This window comes from Streptomyces sp. NPDC028991 (assembly GCF_055564775.1).
In genome coordinates, this window is the sequence record NZ_JBVHVP010000006.1 from 170,215 (window position 1) to 188,522 (window position 18,308).

At 72.0% G+C, this 18,308-nt stretch carries 17 protein-coding genes and 1 riboswitch; of the genes, 7 read left to right on the forward strand and 10 right to left on the reverse strand.

What is annotated here, in order from left to right:
• Nucleotides 1-35 precede the first annotated feature (35 nt).
• Nucleotides 36-875, forward strand: a complete 840-nt coding sequence (locus tag ACZ4V1_RS15765; protein WP_468335253.1) for a helix-turn-helix domain-containing protein — start codon at nucleotides 36-38, stop codon at nucleotides 873-875.
• On the forward strand, nucleotides 859-1,074 hold the full coding sequence (locus tag ACZ4V1_RS15770) for a DUF397 domain-containing protein (RefSeq protein ID WP_468335256.1): 216 nt from the start codon (nucleotides 859-861) through the stop codon (nucleotides 1,072-1,074). Before ACZ4V1_RS15765 ends, ACZ4V1_RS15770 begins: the two co-directional genes overlap by 17 nt.
• A gap of 115 nt (nucleotides 1,075-1,189) precedes the next feature.
• Here ACZ4V1_RS15770 and ACZ4V1_RS15775 read toward each other — a convergent pair whose 3' ends face one another.
• The 6 genes from ACZ4V1_RS15775 to thrC form a co-directional block, all read right to left on the reverse strand.
• Nucleotides 1,190-2,707, reverse strand: a complete 1,518-nt coding sequence (locus ACZ4V1_RS15775) for a carboxylesterase/lipase family protein (RefSeq protein ID WP_468335259.1) — start codon at nucleotides 2,705-2,707, stop codon at nucleotides 1,190-1,192.
• Nucleotides 2,708-2,784: 77 nt separating this feature from the next.
• Nucleotides 2,785-3,915: an NADH:flavin oxidoreductase gene (locus tag ACZ4V1_RS15780; protein WP_468335262.1), complete on the reverse strand. Its 1,131-nt coding sequence runs from the start codon at nucleotides 3,913-3,915 to the stop codon at nucleotides 2,785-2,787.
• Between the two features lie 263 nt (nucleotides 3,916-4,178).
• On the reverse strand, nucleotides 4,179-5,804 hold the full coding sequence (groL, locus tag ACZ4V1_RS15785) for a chaperonin GroEL (RefSeq protein WP_468335265.1): 1,626 nt from the start codon (nucleotides 5,802-5,804) through the stop codon (nucleotides 4,179-4,181).
• A 361-nt stretch (nucleotides 5,805-6,165) separates the two neighbouring features.
• Nucleotides 6,166-6,369, reverse strand: a complete 204-nt coding sequence (locus ACZ4V1_RS15790; RefSeq protein WP_004929928.1) for a cold-shock protein — start codon at nucleotides 6,367-6,369, stop codon at nucleotides 6,166-6,168.
• A 438-nt stretch (nucleotides 6,370-6,807) separates the two neighbouring features.
• A complete protein-coding gene (locus tag ACZ4V1_RS15795) occupies nucleotides 6,808-7,083 on the reverse strand; it encodes a MoaD/ThiS family protein (protein ID WP_468335269.1) in 276 nt (91 codons plus the stop codon).
• Complete coding sequence (thrC, locus tag ACZ4V1_RS15800) at nucleotides 7,080-8,390, reverse strand: threonine synthase (RefSeq protein WP_468335272.1); 1,311 nt, start codon at nucleotides 8,388-8,390, stop codon at nucleotides 7,080-7,082. The genes ACZ4V1_RS15795 and thrC overlap by 4 nt, the downstream gene beginning before the upstream one ends.
• 18 nt (nucleotides 8,391-8,408) lie before the next feature.
• Nucleotides 8,409-8,556: riboswitch (SAM riboswitch) on the reverse strand.
• A 140-nt stretch (nucleotides 8,557-8,696) separates the two neighbouring features.
• Between thrC and ACZ4V1_RS15805 the strand changes: the two genes are divergently transcribed.
• Nucleotides 8,697-9,641: a glucosyl-3-phosphoglycerate synthase gene (locus ACZ4V1_RS15805; protein ID WP_468335275.1), complete on the forward strand. Its 945-nt coding sequence runs from the start codon at nucleotides 8,697-8,699 to the stop codon at nucleotides 9,639-9,641.
• Between the two features lie 216 nt (nucleotides 9,642-9,857).
• Nucleotides 9,858-11,261 (forward strand): alpha,alpha-trehalose-phosphate synthase (UDP-forming), encoded by a 1,404-nt coding sequence (locus ACZ4V1_RS15810; protein ID WP_468335278.1) that lies wholly within the window; start codon nucleotides 9,858-9,860, stop codon nucleotides 11,259-11,261.
• Between the two features lie 8 nt (nucleotides 11,262-11,269).
• Here ACZ4V1_RS15810 and otsB read toward each other — a convergent pair whose 3' ends face one another.
• The 3 genes from otsB to ACZ4V1_RS15825 all read right to left on the reverse strand — a co-directional run bounded on the left by otsB (nucleotide 11,270) and on the right by ACZ4V1_RS15825 (nucleotide 13,743).
• The gene (otsB, locus tag ACZ4V1_RS15815; RefSeq protein ID WP_468335281.1) at nucleotides 11,270-12,139 is read right to left on the reverse strand and encodes a trehalose-phosphatase; all 870 of its coding nucleotides are present in this window, start codon (nucleotides 12,137-12,139) and stop codon (nucleotides 11,270-11,272) included.
• Nucleotides 12,140-12,207: 68 nt separating this feature from the next.
• A complete protein-coding gene (locus ACZ4V1_RS15820; RefSeq protein ID WP_375912966.1) occupies nucleotides 12,208-12,432 on the reverse strand; it encodes a DUF3263 domain-containing protein in 225 nt (74 codons plus the stop codon).
• Nucleotides 12,433-12,477: 45 nt separating this feature from the next.
• The gene (locus tag ACZ4V1_RS15825) at nucleotides 12,478-13,743 is read right to left on the reverse strand and encodes an ABC transporter substrate-binding protein (protein ID WP_468335284.1); all 1,266 of its coding nucleotides are present in this window, start codon (nucleotides 13,741-13,743) and stop codon (nucleotides 12,478-12,480) included.
• Between the two features lie 222 nt (nucleotides 13,744-13,965).
• Between ACZ4V1_RS15825 and ACZ4V1_RS15830 the strand changes: the two genes are divergently transcribed.
• From ACZ4V1_RS15830 to ACZ4V1_RS15840, 3 genes are all read left to right on the forward strand, one after another.
• Entirely contained in the window at nucleotides 13,966-14,898 is a 933-nt protein-coding gene (locus ACZ4V1_RS15830) for an ROK family protein (RefSeq protein ID WP_468335700.1), read from the forward strand.
• Nucleotides 14,898-16,043, forward strand: coding sequence for an N-acetylglucosamine-6-phosphate deacetylase (gene nagA, locus ACZ4V1_RS15835; RefSeq protein ID WP_468335287.1), 1,146 nt, complete (start codon nucleotides 14,898-14,900; stop codon nucleotides 16,041-16,043). The genes ACZ4V1_RS15830 and nagA overlap by 1 nt, the downstream gene beginning before the upstream one ends.
• A 200-nt stretch (nucleotides 16,044-16,243) precedes the next feature.
• Nucleotides 16,244-17,176 (forward strand): 1-phosphofructokinase family hexose kinase, encoded by a 933-nt coding sequence (locus ACZ4V1_RS15840; RefSeq protein ID WP_468335703.1) that lies wholly within the window; start codon nucleotides 16,244-16,246, stop codon nucleotides 17,174-17,176.
• Nucleotides 17,177-17,265: 89 nt separating this feature from the next.
• On the opposite strand, the gene ACZ4V1_RS15845 is transcribed toward ACZ4V1_RS15840, so the two are convergent.
• On the reverse strand, nucleotides 17,266-18,255 hold the full coding sequence (locus ACZ4V1_RS15845) for a carbohydrate-binding protein (protein WP_468335290.1): 990 nt from the start codon (nucleotides 18,253-18,255) through the stop codon (nucleotides 17,266-17,268).
• Between the last annotated feature and the right edge of the window lie 53 nt (nucleotides 18,256-18,308).

The following is an 18,308-nucleotide window of genomic DNA, read 5'->3' on the forward strand; positions in this document are numbered from 1 at the left end:
ACAACCCCTGCTGTGCGACCGGGAGTTCCGTCACCATGCCAGGACCCAAAGACCTCGACCCGTCCTCGTCCCCCCGCGCCCTCCTGGGCGCCGAGCTGCGCCACGCCCGCGAGAAGGCCGGGCTGAGCCAGGAGGAGCTGGGCGGGCGGCTGTTCGTCAGCGGCTCGTTCATCGGCCAACTGGAGTCCGGTACGCGCAGGATGCAGCCGGAGTACGCGCGGCTACTCGACGACGTCCTGCGCACGGACGACTTCTTCCGGCGCAACTGCGCGGCGTCGGCGAAGTCGAAGTATCCGGAGCACTTCGCTGAGGCCGCGGAGGCGGAGGCTGTTGCTACAACGATCAGGCACTACCTGCCGCTTCTGATTCCCGGCCTCTTGCAGACCCCGGGCTACGCCGAGGCACTGTTCCGCACGTATCGGCCCATGGCGTCCGACTCCGAGGTCGAGCAGCTGGTGGCCAACCGAATGGAGCGGGCGCGGCTACTGAACAATCCAACAACCCCGCTGTTGTGGGTGGTGCTTGACGAAGCCGCGCTCCGTCGTCCGGTGGGCGGCACGGCGGCCATGGCGGAAACCCTGCGCCACGTCGCGGACTTGGTGGCCAGGCATCGGATCATCGCGCAAGTTCTGCCGTTCAGCGCCGGAACGCACGCCGCGATGGGCGGCTCCCTGAAGCTCATGGAGTTCACTGACGCCCCTACCCTCTGCTTCGTCGAGGGACTGGACATGGGCGCGCTGTTGGAGGATCCGAGCACTGTCGCCCGGCACAGCCTGACGTTCAGCCTCCTCCAGGCCACCGCCCTGTCCCCACCCGACTCACTGGTCCTGATTCAGTCGGTGGCGCAGACTTACGAGCATGAACAGCACTCCTGAGGCCGAACTCTCAGCTGCCACTTGGCGCAAGTCCAGCTACAGCGCAGGGGACGGCGGCGACTGCCTCGAAGTCGCCGCCGTCACCACCGCCATCCCGGTCCGGGACTCGAAGAACCCCGAAGGCCCGATGCTCCGCTTCCAGGCCGACGCCTGGTCGGTCTTCGTCGACGGCATCAAGGCGGCCCCTGCTTCCACGTGACCGTGGGGCCACGTGGAAGTCGGGGGTGCCCGAGACGGCCCAAGACCCGCGCCTCAGGCACGGCGGCGTTCGGGCCCGGAGCGCGCTCCGCCTCCCCGTACAGGAGACCGGACGTTCAGGCCCGCGGAGCCAGCAGCGGCAGGGGCGCGAACTCGTACCCCTCCCAAAGGCGTCGGGACGTCTCCTCGGGGTAGGGCGCGACCACCGGCTCGGCGTCCAGGACCTGGACCAGGCGCCGTTCCGTGTCGTACGCGGGCCAGCCGGGGTCGCCGGTGCGGGCGAAGGACGTCCACGAGGTCCGGAACCGGGCGGACAGGGCCAGCGCCTCCGGCGACGGCTCCGTTCCGCCGAAGAGGAGCAGCCCCACGTCGGCCTGGAAGGTACCGAACAGGAGCGGGATGTCCAGGGCGTGGCAGGCGCCGAGGACACCGCCGTCGCCCGGCGCCGGCCAGGTCAGCTCGTAGACGTGGGACCGGCCGCCGCCCGCGAGATGGGCCTCGGCCAGGTGCAGTGACGGCATGGCGAAGAGCCAGTCGGTCTGGACGCGTTCGTACAGGTCGCCCGCGGAGACGCCCGGGTAGGCGGCCCGGTAGGCCGCCTCGCCACCCGGCGCGTACAGGCTCAGCGCCGCACTCGCACGCTTCTCGCCGATCTGGCCGAGCTTGCCCGCCATGGCGGTGAAGAGGCGGTTCTCATCGCGGTTGTGGCCGACGACGAGGTCGACGTCCCGCGACGCACCGGACGCCAGCGCCTGCCACGGCATGACCGGCAGCACGTCGCCGTCCACGACCGGCGAGTACGGGGTGACGGTGGGCGCGGCCTGCCCCCAGCGGTCCACGCGCCCGGGCATCTTCGGGACGAGTGACTGCCCCGCGCCGACCAGTCGGCCCGGGTCCACGGCCGCCAGGTCGGCGACGGTGGGCCGCAGGCCGAGCTCGGCGGCGAGGGCGGTGCCGACGTCCCGGGCGAGTTCGGCGGAGAAGAAGGTGCCCGGGACGCTCTGGGCGATGGCCCGGTGGAAGAGTCCCGCCGCGCGGGGCATGGCCAGCAGGGAGGCGACGGAACCGGCGCCCGCCGACTCGCCGAAGACGGTGACCTGGTCCGGGTCGCCGCCGAATGCCGCGATGTTGTCCCGTACCCACTCCAGTGCGGCCACCTGGTCGAGCAGCCCCCGGTTGGCGGGGGCGCCCTCGATGTGGGCGAAGCCCTCCATGCCGACGCGGTAGTTGAAGGTGACGACGACGAGGTCGCCGTCGGCGGCGATGCGGCGGGCGTCGTAGCCGGGGCTGCCGGAGTGGCCGAGCTTGTAGGCGCCGCCGTAGATCCAGACCATCACCGGGCGGTGGGCGGCCGGGTCGGGGGCGGGGGTCCAGACGTTGACGGTGAGCCAGTCGTCGCCCTCGGGAAGGTCGACGGCCGGGCCCGCGACCCCCATGTCCTGCGGGGGCGGCGGGCCGAAGGCGTGGGCCTCGCGTATGCCGTCCCAGGCGCGGACGGGCCGCGGGGCGGCGAACCGGGCCGCGCCCACCGGCGGTTCGGCGAACGGGATGCCGCGGAAGACGGTGAGACCGTTCTCGGTCCGTCCGCGCACCGCACCGGCGGCGGTGCGCACCACGGGTTCGGCCGTGCTCATCGATCACTCCTCACTGGTTACCGCTGGACGACGCCAGTTGGTGATCTCCGGACCCTACGCCGTGGTGCGCGCCCGGCTCAGCTGAGGGTCTTCAGCGACGCCGCGTCGTACGGGGCGAGCGCGTCGAAGTTCCCGGCGAGGACCTTCTCGGCCCACCGCGGGTCCTGGAGCAGCGCGCGGCCGACGGCGACGAGGTCGAACTCGTCGCGCTCCAGGCGGTCGAGGAGGTTGTCGAGGCTGCCGATCGGGGCGCCCTCGCCCAGGAACGCCTTGGTGAAGTCACCGTCGAGGCCGACCGAGCCGACGGTGATGGCGGTCCTGCCGGTGAGCTTCCTGGTCCAGCCGGCGAGGTTGAGGTCGGAGCCGTCGAACTCGGGGCGCCAGTAGCGGCGGGTGGAGGCGTGGAAGGCGTCGACGCCGGCCGAGGCGAGCGGGGCGAGGATCGCCTCCAGCTCCTCGGGGGTCTCGGCGAGGCGGGCGCCGTAGGCCTCCTGCTTCCACTGGGAGTAGCGGAAGATCACGGGGAACTCGGCCGAGACCTTCTCCCGTACGGCGGCCACGATCTCGGCGGCGAAGCGGGTGCGGGAGACCGGGTCGCCGCCGTAGGCGTCGGTGCGGCGGTTGGTGCCCGCCCACAGGAACTGGTCGACGAGGTAGCCGTGGGCGCCGTGGATCTCCACGCCGTCGAAGCCGATGCGTTCGGCGGCGGCAGCGGCCTCGGCGAAGGCGCCGATGACGTCGTCCAGGTCGCGCCGGGTCATCGCCTTGCCGGTGACCTCGTCCTCGCCGATGCGCAGGCCGGAGGGGCCGACGGCGGGCGCGTCCGCGAAGGGCGGCTCGCCCTGCTTGCGGACCATGCCGATGTGCCAGAGCTGCGGCACGATCGTGCCGCCCGCCGCGTGCACCGCCTCGGCGACCTTCGCCCACCCGGCGAGCTGCTCCTCGCCGTGGAAGCGCGGCACTCGGTCGCTCTGTCCGGCGGAGTCGTGGCCGACGTAGGTGCCCTCGGTGACGATCAGACCGACACCGGCGGCGGCGCGCCGGGAGTAGTACGAGACCACGTCGTCGCCGGGGACGCCGCCCGGGGAGAACATCCGGGTCATCGGGGCCATGGCGATGCGGTTGGGCACGGTCAGGCCGTTGATGGTGGCCGGGCGGGCGAGGATCCGGGCGGCGCGCGTGGCGGCGTCGGGGGCGGTGGTGGTCACGTGGGGGGCTCCTTGAGGTGATACCGGTCGGTATGTGCGCATGCATTGACCGCACTCCAGCGACAACCGGCCCACCCGGCGCCGTCATTCCGTCCGATCCCTGCGGCCCGGTGTGATCCGGGGCACACCCGAGTGCCGCACGGGGCTTCCCGAGGGCTTCCCGGGGCCCCGGCGCCCGGGAAACGCCCGAGGGCGGCACCCCCTGCCGGAACAGGGGGTGCCGCCCTCGGTACGTGACGGACGGTCGATCAACCAGAGGTCGATCAGAAGTCCATGTCACCGCCCGGCATGCCGCCCGGAGCGCCGCCCGCGGCGGCCTTCTCCGGCTTGTCGGCGATGACGGCCTCGGTGGTGAGGAACAGCGCGGCGATGGAGGCGGCGTTCTGCAGGGCAGAGCGGGTCACCTTCGCCGGGTCGATGATGCCCTCGGCGATCATGTCGACGTACTCGCCGGACGCGGCGTTGAGGCCGTGGCCGACGGTCAGGTTGCGGACCTTCTCCACGACGACGCCGCCCTCGAGACCACCGTTGACGGCGATCTGCTTCAGCGGGGCCTCCAGGGCGAGCTTCACGGCGTTGGCGCCGGTCGCCTCGTCACCCGACAGCTCCAGCTTCTCGAAGACCTGGGAGGCCTGGAGCAGGGCCACGCCACCACCGGCGACGATGCCCTCCTCGACGGCCGCCTTCGCGTTGCGAACGGCGTCCTCGATGCGGTGCTTGCGCTCCTTGAGCTCGACCTCGGTGGCGGCACCGGCCTTGATGACGGCCACGCCGCCGGCCAGCTTCGCCAGACGCTCCTGGAGCTTCTCGCGGTCGTAGTCCGAGTCGCTGTTCTCGATCTCGGCGCGGATCTGGTTGACGCGGCCCTGGACCTGGTCGGCCGAGCCGGCGCCGTCCACGATCGTGGTCTCGTCCTTGGTGATGACGACCTTGCGCGCGCTGCCCAGGAGGTCGAGCGTGGCGTTCTCCAGCTTGAGGCCGACCTCCTCGGAGATGACCTCGCCACCCGTGAGGATGGCGATGTCGCCGAGCATGGCCTTGCGGCGGTCGCCGAAGCCCGGGGCCTTGACGGCGACGGACTTGAAGGTGCCGCGGATCTTGTTGACGACCAGGGTCGACAGGGCCTCGCCCTCGACGTCCTCGGCGATGATCAGCAGCGGCTTGCCCGACTGCATGACCTTCTCCAGGAGCGGCAGCAGGTCCTTGACGTTGCCGATCTTGGAGTTGGCGATGAGGATGTACGGGTCGTCGAGCGACGCCTCCATACGCTCCATGTCGGTGGCGAAGTACGCCGAGATGTAGCCCTTGTCGAAGCGCATACCCTCGGTGAGCTCCAGCTCCAGACCGAAGGTCTGGGACTCCTCGACGGTGATGACGCCTTCCTTGCCGACCTTGTCCATGGCCTCGGCGATGAGCTCGCCGATCTGGGTGTCGGCGGCGGAGATGGAGGCCGTGGAGGCGATCTGCTCCTTGGTCTCGACGTCCTTCGCCTGCTCCAGCAGGGCGGCGGAGACGGCCTCGACGGCCTTCTCGATACCGCGCTTCAGGGCCATCGGGTTGGCACCGGCCGCGACGTTGCGCAGGCCTTCCTTGACCAGGGCCTGGGCGAGAACGGTCGCCGTGGTCGTACCGTCACCGGCGACGTCGTCCGTCTTCTTGGCGACTTCCTTGACCAGCTCGGCGCCGATCTTCTCGTACGGGTCCTCGAGCTCGATCTCCTTGGCGATGGACACACCATCGTTGGTGATCGTGGGGGCGCCCCACTTCTTCTCGAGGACGACGTTGCGGCCCTTGGGGCCGAGCGTCACCTTGACGGCGTCCGCGAGCTGGTTCATGCCGCGCTCGAGGCCGCGCCGCGCCTCCTCGTCGAACGCGATGATCTTGGCCATGTGAAGTGGTCCCTCCAGGACTGGGGGTGATTCCTTCGGACCGCGCCCGCGCCCGCGACGGACGGCTCGCCTGCCGTGCGGTTCCTTCCCCACCCGGCCTGCGGGCCTCACCGACCCGGTCCTTCGTTGTCACTCTCACCTTCAGAGTGCTAACGCAATGATTAGCACTCGCCCCTGTCGAGTGCAAGCGCCTCTCGGGGATCGGCGCCGAGGAACGGCCTTCGGGACCGGCGTCCGGCCGGCGTCCGGGCGTGAGTCCGGCAGGCGTCCGGACAGGCGTCCGGGCAGACCGAAGGGCCCGCATCCCCCGGGGGGATGCGGGCCCTTCAGAGAAGACCTTCGCTTGCGGTGGCCGCGCGTCTCAGGCGCTGAGGCGAACCATGTCGGCCTGCGGGCCCTTCTGACCCTGCGAGATCTCGAACTCGACCCGCTGGCCTTCTTCGAGGGTGCGGTAGCCGTCCATTTGAATCGCGCTGTAGTGGACGAAAACATCCGCACCACCGTCGACCGCGATGAAGCCGTACCCCTTCTCCGCGTTGAACCACTTGACGGTGCCCTGAGCCATGCCTAACTCCCCTATTACTGGCCCTTGCACAGATCCGCACTTCGCGGATCCGGGTCAGACCTCACCCCCCACGACTGGGGGCGTGCGCCGGAACGCGTCGACCGCGGCTGAATGTATCTGTCCAACTGCCGTCTGCAACAGGTCAATCGGACGAGAAATCCGGACGCACCCGGTCCGGAATGTGGCGAGAATTCGCCTGAATTCGGGTCAAGTCGGGGCACACAAAAGGAGCAAAAGCCGCGAAACACGCCCACACTTTGGCTACATCTTGTCGGACGGGCGGCAGGAATTCAGGGTTCCCGACCTTGCGATCGGGAGCGCGTTCCCCAACTCTACCGTGCTCAACCACATGGAATTGCCCCCTCCGCTTCTCTTACGGAGGGGGCAATTCGATAAACCGAGCGTTACCTTGATTACCGAAGGTAACGGAGGTGCGGATCAGCCGCCGGCGACCGCGGGGATGATGGAGACGCCGGCGCCGTCCGGGGTCGCCGTCTCCAGGCCCTGCTCGAAGCGGACGTCGTCGTCGTTGACGTACACGTTGACGAAGCGGCGCAGCTTGCCCTGGTCGTCCAGGACGCGGGCGGCGATGCCGGTGTGGTTCTTCTCCAGGTCGGAGATGACCTCGCCCAGGTTGGCGCCCTCGGCGGGCACCTCGGCCTTGCCGCCGGTGTAGGTGCGCAGGATGGTCGGGATGCGAACGGTCACGCTCATGCGAGGCCAGCCTCTCGGAAGGAGTCCAGGTTGGGACGGATCGTCGCGCTGAGGCCGGTGCCGGCCACCGCGTCGAGGGTCTTCAGGCCGTCGCCCGTGTTGAGGACGACGGTGGTCTTCGCCGGGTCGAGCACGCCGTTCTCGATCAGCTTCCTGGTGACGCCGACCGTCACGCCGCCCGCCGTCTCCGCGAAGATGCCCTCGGTGCGGGCGAGCAGCCTGATGGCCTCGACGACCTGCTCGTCGGTCACGTCCTCCACGGCGCCACCGGTGCGGCGCGCGATGTCGAGGACGTAGGGGCCGTCGGCCGGGTTGCCGATCGCCAGGGACTTGGCGATGGTGTCCGGCTTCTGGGGGCGTACGACGTCGTGGCCCGCCTTGTACGCGGTGGACACCGGCGAGCAGCCGGCGGCCTGGGCACCGAAGATCTTGTACGGCTTGTCCTCGACCAGACCGAGCCTGATCAGCTCCTGCAGCCCCTTGTCGATCTTCGTGAGCTGGGAGCCGGACGCGATCGGGACGACGATCTGGTCGGGCAGCCGCCAGCCGAGCTGCTCGCAGACCTCGTACGCGAGGGTCTTGGAGCCTTCCGCGTAGTACGGCCGCAGGTTGACGTTGACGAAGCCCCAGCCCTCGCCGGCCGGGTCGCCGATCAGCTCGGAGCAGAAGCGGTTCACGTCGTCGTAGTTGCCCTCGATGCCGACCAGCTCACCGCCGTAGACGGCGGCCATGACGACCTTGCCCTGCTCCAGGTCGTGCGGGATGAACACGCAGGAGCGGAAGCCGGCGCGGGCGGCGGCGGCGCCGACGGCACCCGCGAGGTTGCCGGTGGAGGAGCAGGACAGGGTGGTGAAGCCGAAGGCGCGGGCGGCCTCGATGGCCTGCGCGACGACGCGGTCCTTGAAGGAGTGCGTCGGGTTGCCGGAGTCGTCCTTGACGTACAGACCGCCGGTGACACCGAGCTCGCGGGCCAGGTTGTCGGCCTTGACCAGCTTGGTCCAGCCCGGGTTGATGTTCGGCTTGTCGGCCACGTCGGCGGGGACGGGCAGCAGCGGGGCGTAACGCCAGATGTTCGCGGGGCCCGCCTCGATGCGCGCGCGCAGCTCCTCGGTGTCGTAGGCCGAGAAGTCGTAGGCGATCTCCAGCGGGCCGAAACACTCCTCGCAGGCGAAGACCGGACCGAGCGGTACGCGGTGGCCGCATTCGCGGCAGGAGAGCGCCGCGGCGGGACCGAGGTCGACCGGGGAGGCGGCGGAGGTGGGGGAAGCGGTGGTGTCGGTGTTGCTTGCGACAGTCTGCACAGCCATGTGAGGCGAGGCCCTTTCTCCTCATCTTCCTCACGACGCATCTCGCCGTGAGACGGATTTGGCACCTTCCCTAGTCGGGAGCCTCGCCACGTCCGCGTGACAAGAACCGACTGGAGGGTTGCCGGGGCTTCAACGGGCCGTATCCCTCTGCCCCTCTGGATGAGCGGTATGTGGTTGTTTTGCGGTGGTACGCGCCTGACCCCGGCATGCGGTGGTCCGCCGCGTTGTTCAAGACTGTAACCGAAGGCCACGGCGGTTGAGATAGTCGTCCGTACCGCGAGATGGATCACAAAGGAGCCTCCGAACGTGCTGGAAGAAGTCGAGCGCTGGCTGGGCGCACGCTCCTGGTCCGTGTCGGACCGGCCGATCCAGCGGATCCTGACCGCCAAACAGGCCACCGGGCAGTCGGTCAGCGTGGTGCTCCCCGCCCTCGACGAGGAGGCGACCGTCGGCGACATCGTCTCGGTGATCCGCCGGGACCTGATGGGCCGGGTGCCGCTCGTCGACGAGATCGTGGTCGTGGACTCGGGTTCGAGCGACCGTACGTCGGAGGTGGCCGCGGCGGCGGGCGCGCGGGTGGTGCACCGGGACGCGATCCTCCCCCGCCTCCCGGCCGTGCCCGGCAAGGGTGAGGTGCTGTGGCGCTCGCTGCTGGTCACCGGCGGCGACATCGTCTGCTTCGTCGACGCCGACCTGCGCGAGTTCTCGGCCGACTTCGTCTCCGGGATCGTGGGCCCGCTGCTCACCGACCCGGACGTGCACCTCGTCAAGGCGATGTACGACCGCCCGCTGGGCGCCGCTCCCGGCCAGGGCGGCCGGGTCACGGAGCTGATGGCCCGCCCGCTGCTCAACCTGCACTGGCCGCGGCTGGCCGGTTTCGTCCAGCCGCTCGGCGGCGAGTACGCGGCCCGGCGCTCCCTGCTCGAACGGCTCCCCTTCCCCGTCGGGTACGGCGTCGAGCTGGGCATGCTGGTGGACGCCCTGCACCTGGTGGGTCTGGACGCCCTCGCACAGGTCGACGTCGGCGTCCGCAGGCACCGGCACCAGGACGGCCAGGCCCTGGGCCGCATGGCCGCCGCGATCTACCGCACCGCCCAGCTCCGGCTGGCCCGCGGCCACCTGGTCCGGCCGTCCCTCACCCAGTTCGAACGCGGCGCCGACGGCTTCGAGCCGCGCACGTACTCCGTGGACACCGAGGAACGGCCCCCGATGACGGAGATCGCGGAGTACGCGGCCCGGCGGGTGGCCTGAGCGCCGGCCGGGGACGCCGTCCGGCCGGGGACGGACGCCGCCGGAGTCCCGCTCGCAGGTCAGGTACTCGCCGCCGCGGCCGCGGGTGCTCGGCCCGCGGTGCCTCTCGGCGCGGAACCGGCTGTCGGCGTGGCACACGAGGCGCGTGACGCAATCGATGCCGAGGGGCCGTCCGCCCACGTTTGAGGGTTTCGGGGCCGGGCTAGGTTGAGGCGTATGGCTTCAAGCTTCGGTGCTGCTCAGGTACTGGTCGCCTCCAACCGGGGGCCGGTCTCCTACGAGGTGCGGGAGGAGGGTTCGCTGCACGCCAGACGCGGCGGTGGCGGGCTGGTCTCCGGACTGTCGGCCATCGGGCCGGACGCGGGGGCGCTGTGGGTGTGCTCCGCGCTCGGCGACGGCGACCGCGAGGCGGTGCGGCGCGGGGTCGGCGAGGACGGCGTACGGATGCTGGACGTGCCGGCCGACGTGCACGCGGACGCGTACAACGGGATCGCCAACAGCGTGCTGTGGTTCGTGCACCACATGCTCTACCAGACGCCCCTGGAGCCGGTCTTCGACGCGGAGTTCCGGCGGCAGTGGGCCTCCTACGAGGCCTACAACCGGGCCTTCGCCGAGGCGCTGGCCGAGGAGGCCGCCGAGGGCGCGGTCGCGATCGTGCAGGACTACCACCTGACGCTGGTGCCGGGGATGCTGCGGGAGCTGCGGCCCGACCTGCGCATCGGCCACTTCTCGCACACGCCGTGGGCGCCGGTCGACTACTTCCGGCTGCTGCCGGACGACATCGCCGAGCGGGTGCTGCGCGGCATGCTCGGCGCCGACCGGCTCGGATTCCTCACCCGGCGCTGGGCGGACGCGTTCACGGCGTGCTGCGACGCCGTGGTGGGCGGCGTCGGCGGCACGGAGATCGGCGTGCACGGGCTCGGCGCGGACGCGGACTTCCTGCGGCAGCGGTCGCACGAGGCCGACGTGGACGAGCGGATGGCGGCGCTGCGGACGGAGATCGGCCAGGGTCCGGACGGGAGCGCGCGCCGGACCATCGTGCGGGTGGACCGGACCGAGCTGTCGAAGAACATCGTGCGGGGGCTGCTGGCGTACCGGGAGCTGCTGGCGGGGCGCCCCGAGTGGCGGGAGCGGGTCGTGCACGTCGCGTTCGCGTACCCGTCGCGGCAGGATCTCGCCGTGTACCGGGACTACACCGCCGAGGTGCGGCGGGTGGCGGACTCGATCAACGACGAGTTCGGGACGGCCGGCTGGACCCCGGTCGTGCTGCACGTGGAGGACGACTTCGCGCGGTCGCTGGCGGCTTACCGGCTGGCGGACGTGGCGCTGGTCAATCCCGTCCGGGACGGGATGAACCTCGTCGCGAAGGAGGTGCCGGTCGTCTCCGACGAGGGGTGTGTGCTGGTGCTTTCGCGGGAGGCGGGAGCGTACGAGGAGCTGGGGGAGGACGCGCTCGTCGTGAATCCGTACGACGTGGCCGGTACGGCCGACGCGCTGCACGAGGCGTTGGGGGTCGCTCCCGCGGAGCGGGCGGAGCGGTCGAAGCGGCTGGCCGCGGCGGGGACGGCGTTGCCTCCGGCGCGGTGGTTCCTGGAGCAGTTGAGGGCGTTGCGGGGCTGAGGGGGCGGCTACGCGAGCCGCGCGGCCAGGGAACGCAGCAGTCGCACCACTCCCGTCGGGCCGTCGACCACCACGTCGGCTCGCTCCCTGAGGTCCGGGACCTCGTCGCTGCCGCTGCAGACGAGGAGGCCGGGAGTGCCCTCCGCGCGGAGGGTGTCGACGGCTGTGAAGGCGGGGAGGTCGCCGAGGTCGTCGCCGGCGTAGAGGACGCAGCCCGCGTCGAGTTCGCGGGCGTGCCGCCGTAGCGCGGCGCCCTTGTCCATGCCGGGTGGGCGCAGCTCCAGGACCATGCGGCCGGGCTCGACGATGAGGCCGTGGCGGGTGGCGAGGCCGGTGAGGGGGGCGCGCAGGGCGTCGAAGGCGGCCTGGGGGTCGGGCGCGCGGCGGGTGTGCACGGCGACCGCGTGGCCCTTCTCCTCGACCCACGTGCCCCGGCCGGCCCCGGAGTGCTCCAGCAGGCCCGGCAGCTCGGCGCGGACCGCGGCGACGCCGGGGTGCGGTTCCGGGGCGGTGAGGGTGCCGGTGGCGGCGTCCCAGCGCTCGGCGCCGTAGTGGCCGAGGACGACGAGGTGGTCCAGGCCGGGGACGCCGGCGAAGCCGCCGTGGCGGACCGCGACCTCGGCCGGGCGGCCGGTGATCACCGCGACGGAGGCGGCCTTCGGGGCGAGGGCCGCGAGCGCCGGTACGGCGTCCGGGTGGGCGCGGGCCCGGTCGGGGTCGGCGACGATCGGGGCGAGTGTGCCGTCGAAGTCGAGGGCGATCACCGCGCGGCCGGGGTCGGCGAGGAGGGCGTCGAGCCCTTCGCGTCCGGCGGCCGTCGCGGGGGTCGGCAGGTGGTCCGGGGAGTCGTCACGAGTGGAGTCCTGGTGGCTGCCCATACCGCGAACCTATCCCGCCGGGGCGGAAGGCAATCTCCCCGCCGCCTCACCACTGCCTCACCGCCGCCTCACCGCTCGGAGCGGCGGGACTCCCGGACACGGCGCAGGCGGTTGACCGTCACCGGGTCGGCGGCCAGGGCGCGGGGGTCGTCCAGGAGGGCGTTGAGGAGCTGGTAGTAGCGGACGGGGGCCAGGCCCAGTTCCTCGCGGATCGCGCGCTCCTTCGCGCCGGGGCCGGGGAAGCCGCGGCGCTCCAGCGCGAGGATGTCGCGCTCCCTCTGTCCCAGGTCCATGTACGGCACCGTAACGCCCGCCACCGACGGCGGGCCGCTGCTCGGCTACTCCGCGCTGCCCGCCCGCATCGCCGTCGTCTGGATCCGGCCGAGTACCTCCTCGGGGCTGCCGCCGGGGGCGACCGCCTGGCCGATGCGCTTCTTGACGTCCGCGCTGACCGAGGCCCAGGAGGTCTTGCCGACCGGGTAGAGCTCGGAGAGCAGCAGCTCGTCCAGGAAGGGCTTGAGGTTCTTGTCCTCCTCGGCGGTGCTCATGACCTGGGACGCGGAGGTGGTCACCGGCAGCAGGTCGTACTGGCGGGAGAAGCCGAGGACGTTCTCGTCGCTGTAGACGAAGTCGAGGAAGTCGCCGATCTCCTCCTGGTGGCCGTTCTTCTTGAAGGCCGTCATCCAGTCGGTGACACCGAGCGTGTTCCTGCTCTCGCCGTCGATGCCGGGGGTGGTCACCATGCCGAACTTCACCCCCTTGTCGGAGGCCGCCTTCATCAGCGAGGGGTGTCCGTTGAGCATGCCGACGTCCCCGTTCGCGAAGGCGGCGAAGGCGTCGGCCCGGTCGAGTTCGCCGGGGGCGACCGGTCCGGTGAGGCCCTTGCCGACCAGTTCGTCCCGCAGCCAGGTGAAGGTGGTGACGTTCTGCGGCGAGTCGACGGAGTAGGTGCCGACGTCGTCGGTGTAACCGCCCCCGCCGCTGAGCATCCACTGCATCGTCTCGGCCTGCGCCTCCTCGGCGCCCAGCGGCAGCGCGTAGGGGTACTTCACGCCCTCGGCCTTGAGCGCTTCGGCGGCGTCGGCGAGGTCGTCCCAGCTCTTGGGCGGGGTGACGCCGGCCTCGGTGAAGAGGGTCTTGTTGTAGAAGAGCACGCGGGTGGAGGCCGCGAAGGGCAGGCCGTACTGCACGCCCTTGACCTGGCCGGCACCGGCGAGCTGGGAGACGAAGCCGGCCTGGACCGGGATGGAGAGCACGTCGTCGGCCCGGTAGAGCAGGTCCTTGTCCGCGTAGTCGGAGTAGGCGCCGATCTGCGCCATGTCGGGCGCCTCGCCGGCCTCGACCATCTCGCGGACCTTGCGGTCGACGTCGTTCCACGAGTAGACGGTGACGTCCACGTGTACGTCGGGGTGCTTGGCCTCGTACGCCTTGGCCAGGTCGTTCCAGTAGTTCTGGGAGCTGTTGGCCTTGCTGTCGCCGTAGTCGGCGGCGACCAGCCTGAGGGTGACTTCCTCCGAGTCGCCGGTGAGCCCACAGCCGCCGAGGACCGCCGTCATGCCCAGTGCGGACACCACCGCGATCGTTCCTGTCCTACGCCGCTGCACCCTGATTCCCCAACCCTGCCGACGACACGTCGTTCGCTGCTCTTGCTGCTCGCTGCGGCTCGCCGCCGCTCGTTGCCGCTCGTTGCCGCTTGTTCGCTTGTTCGCTTGTTCGCTTAACGGATTAAGGTCTACACCACGGCAGTGGACTAGACCTCTCCCGGGTCAACGGGCCACACTGTCCCCGTGAGACATGTCATCGCCCTCGATGTGGGCGGCACCGGGATGAAGGCCGCCCTGGCGGGGCCGGGGGGCGAGCTGCTGCACCAGGCACGCCGGGCCACCGGACGCGCCCGCGGGCCCGAGGCGGTCGTCACGGGCATCCTGGACTTCGCCGCCGAGCTGCGCGCCTACGGTGCCGCCCGGTTCGGCGAGCCCGCCCGTGCCGCCGGTGTGGCCGTCCCCGGCATCATCGACGAGGAGCACGGCACCGCCGTGTACGCGGCCAACCTCGGCTGGCGCGACGTACCGCTGCGGGCGCTGCTCGGCGAGCGGCTCGGCGGCATCCCGGTCGCCCTCGGCCACGACGTGCGCGCCGGCGGGCTCGCCGAGGGGCGGATCGGGGCCGGGCGGGGCGCCGACCGGTTCCTGTTCGTGCCGCTGGGCACCGGCATCGCGGGCGCAATCGGCATCGAAGGCCGGGTGGAGTCGGGCGCCCACGGTTTCGCGGGCGAGATCGGCCACGTCGTCGTGCGCCCCGGCGGCACCCCGTGCCCGTGCGGGCAGCGCGGCTGCCTGGAGCGGTTCGCGTCCGCTTCGGCGGTCGGCCAGGCGTGGGCCGAGGCGTGCGGAGACCCGCGGGCGGACGCCGCCGACTGCGCCAAGGCGGTCGAGTCGGGCGACGCCCGCGCCCTGGCCGTGTGGCAGGACGCCGTGGACGCGCTCGCCGACGGGCTGGTCACCGCGCTCACTCTGCTGGACCCGCGCGTCCTGATCATCGGTGGCGGCCTCGCCGAGGCGGGGGAAACCTTGTTCACACCGCTGCGGGACGCGGTCCGGCGGCGCGTCACCTTCCAGAAGCTGCCGGAACTCGTCCCCGCGGCGCTGGGGGACACCGCCGGCTGCCTGGGTGCCGGGCTCATGGCCTGGGACCTGCTCGGCACCGGTCCGATCGGCATCACTCCCCCAACCGCGACTCCCCCGGAGGTAACCACCTGATGGCCCCAAGCAAGGTTCTCGCCGGTGCCCGGGTGGTACTGCCCACCGGAACCGTGGACGACGGCCGCGTGATCGTCGACGGCACGCGGATCGCGGACACGGCTCCCCCTGAGGCCGAAGTCCTCGACGTGTCGGGCCACTGGGTGGTCCCCGGCTTCGTCGACATCCACAACCACGGCGGCGGCGGAGCCTCCTTCACCGGCGGCAGCCCCGAGGACATCCTCAAGGGCGTCGGCACCCACCGCCGGCACGGCACGACGACGGTGGTCGCCTCCGCCGTCACGGGCGACCTGGACTTCCTCGCCCGGCGCGCCGGAGTGCTCGCCGAGCTGGCCCAGCAGGGCGACATCGCCGGCATCCACTTCGAGGGGCCGTTCATCTCCCCGTGCCGCAAGGGCGCGCACGACGAGCAACTGCTGCGCGACCCGGACCCGGCCGAGGTCCGCAAGCTGATCGACGCCGCGCACGGGCACGCGAAGATGATGACGCTGGCCACCGAGCTGCCGGGCGGCCTGGACTCCGTACGGCTGCTCGCGGAGCACGGCGTGATCGCGGCGGTCGGGCACACGGACGCGACGTACGAGCAGACGCTCCAGGCCGTCGACGCGGGCGCGACCGTCGCCACGCACCTGTTCAACGCGATGCCACCGCTCGGCCACCGCTCCCCCGGTCCGATCGCGGCGCTGCTGGAGGACGAGCGGATCACCGTCGAGCTGATCAACGACGGGACGCACCTGCACCCGGCCGCGCTCCGGCTCGCCTTCCACCACGCGGGCGCGGCCCGGGTCGCCTTCATCACCGACGCGATGGACGCGGCCGGTTTCGGCGACGGCCGCTACCTGCTCGGCCCGATGGAGGTCGAGGTCGCGGACGGGGTGGCCCGCCTTGTGGAGGGCGGCTCGATCGCGGGCTCCACGCTCACCCTGGACCGCGCCTTCAAGCGGGCGGTGACGGTGGACGGGCTGCCCGTCGGGGACGTCGTCGCGGCGATCTCCGCCAACCCGGCGCGGCTGCTCGGCCTGGACGGCCGGGTCGGCTCCCTGGAGCCCGGCAAGGACGCCGACCTGGTGGTCCTGGACGCCGCCTTCGACCTGGTGGGCGTGATGCGCCGGGGCGAGTGGGTCGTCGATCCACAACTGGGCTGATCTGTCCGGGAGTCCGGCCACGAGTCCGGGCCCGAGCCCGAACCGAGTGCGGACCGAGTGCGGACCGAGCCCGAACCCGGGCGGCCCACGGTGGCCGACCCGGGGGGTGGGCCGGCCGCCGTCCTTTTGGCATGATCGTGTTCACGGAAGGCGGCCACAGGCGTCGGGGGAGGTCGGCACAGGTGACACGGGCGACACGGATGATCCTCACCGTCACGCTGAACACCGCTCTCGACATCACCTACCGCGTCCCACGCCTCAGGCCCCACGCCTCCCACCGCGTCACCGAGGTGACGGAGCGGCCCGGCGGCAAGGGTCTGAACGTGGCGCGGGTGCTGGCGGCGCTGGGGCACGACGTGACGGTCACCGGCTTCGCGGGCGGCACCACCGGAGACGTCGTGCGCGAGGGACTCACCGGCGTGCGCGGACTGACCGACGCGCTGCTGCCGGTCTCCGGCGCGACCCGGCGCACCGTCGCCGTCGTCGACGAGCGCACCGGCGACACCACCCAGCTCAACGAACCGGGCCCGGCCGTGGCCCCCGCCGAGTGGAACGCCTTCCAGGAGGCCTACGAGGGCCTGCTCGCCGGCGCCGCCGCGGTGGCCCTGTGCGGCAGCCTGCCGCCGGGCGTTCCGGTGGGCGCGTACGCCGGTCTGGTGCGCACCGCGCGCGCCGCGGGCGTGCCGGTGCTGCTGGACACCAGTGGGGAGCCGCTGCGCCGGGGGGTCGCCGCCCGCCCGGACCTGATCAAGCCGAACGCCGACGAGCTGGCCGAGCTGACCGGCTCGCACGAGCCGCTGCGGGCCACTCAGGCCGCCCGGCGCCGCGGCGCCCGCTCGGTGGTCGCCTCACTGGGCGCCGAGGGCCTGCTCGCGGTGACCCCGGAGGGCCGCTGGCGGGCCGCCCCGCCCGCCCGCGTCCGCGGCAACCCGACGGGCGCGGGCGACTCGGCGGTCGCGGGGCTGCTCTCCGGCCTGGTCGAGCACCTGCCCTGGCCGGACCGCCTGGCCCGCGCGGTCGCCCTGTCGGCGGCGACGGTGCCGGCACCGGTGGCGGGCGAGTTCGACCGGGCGGCCTACGAGGAACTGGTCGGGCGCGGGGTCGCGGTGACCGCGGAGGCGGGCGCGGCGTGAGGCCCGGGGCCCTCGGGAATCCAGGGGTCTGGGGGCTCGGGGGCCTGGGGGCCAGGGGGCCCGGGACCTGTCGTTACGACAGACCCCAGCTAGTCCTTGGCCTGGCCCTTCTTCAGGGAGAACTGGTCCAGCAGGACGTTGCACTTGTCGCCGTCGCCGCAGGAGAGGGTGATCGTGTTGGTGCCCTCGTTCAGGGTGGGCCAGGCGTAGGTCTTGGTCCAGCCCTTGGCGAAGTCGCCGTCCTTGGCGCCGGTGAAGTTGCCCAGGTTCAGCTTGCTGCCGAACTCCTTGCCGTTGACCGTCAGGGTCATCGACTGGTCCTCGCCGGCCGCGCTGTATCCGGCGAAGAGGGTGTAGAGGCCGTCCTCGGGGATGCCGTCCACGGTCCAGGTGACCGAGGCACCCGGCTGGTTGAGATTGGCCACATAGACGCCGCCGTCCGACCGGGCGCCCTCGACTTCCGAGGCAAGCGTCACACCGGGCGACAGCCGCAGCGCCTTGGCGTCGATCGCCGGAAGCTCCGCCTCCTCCTCGGCGCCGTCGCTCGCCGACGGGCTCGGGCCGGTGGTCTGGGACTGGGTGGGCCCGGTGCCGCCCCCGGCCTCGTTGCCGCCCTTGTCGTCCTCGGAGCCGCTGCTCGTCATGGCCACGGCGATGCCGACGACCACCGCGGCGACGACCGCGACCGCGCCGATCAGGAGACCCTTGGTGTTGGGCCCGCGGCGTCCGCCGCCCCCGCCGTGCCCCGACTGCTGGGGGGCGGTGGGAGCACCGCCGCCACCGCCGGGGAAGGTCTCCGGCGCGGCGTAGTGCGCGTTCGACTGTCCGGAGGCGCCCTGCGGCCGGCCGTAGGCGCCCTGCTGCTGCGGGGCGGCCTGGCCGTAGGCGGCGGCCGGCGCGGCCTGGCCCTGCGGTGCCCCGTACTGCCGTGTACCGACGGGACGCACCCGGTTGACGGAGTTCGGGTAGCCGTAGCCACCGGACGGCGGCTGGGCTCCGTTGGCCTGCCCGTCGGCGTACAGATAGCCGAACGGGTCGTCGTCCTCGGGCGTGCTCGCGCCGTTGTTGCCGGGCGTCATCCCTAGGTCTCCTAACCAGATGCGGTGCGTGTTGCGGTACGGGTGGTGAGATG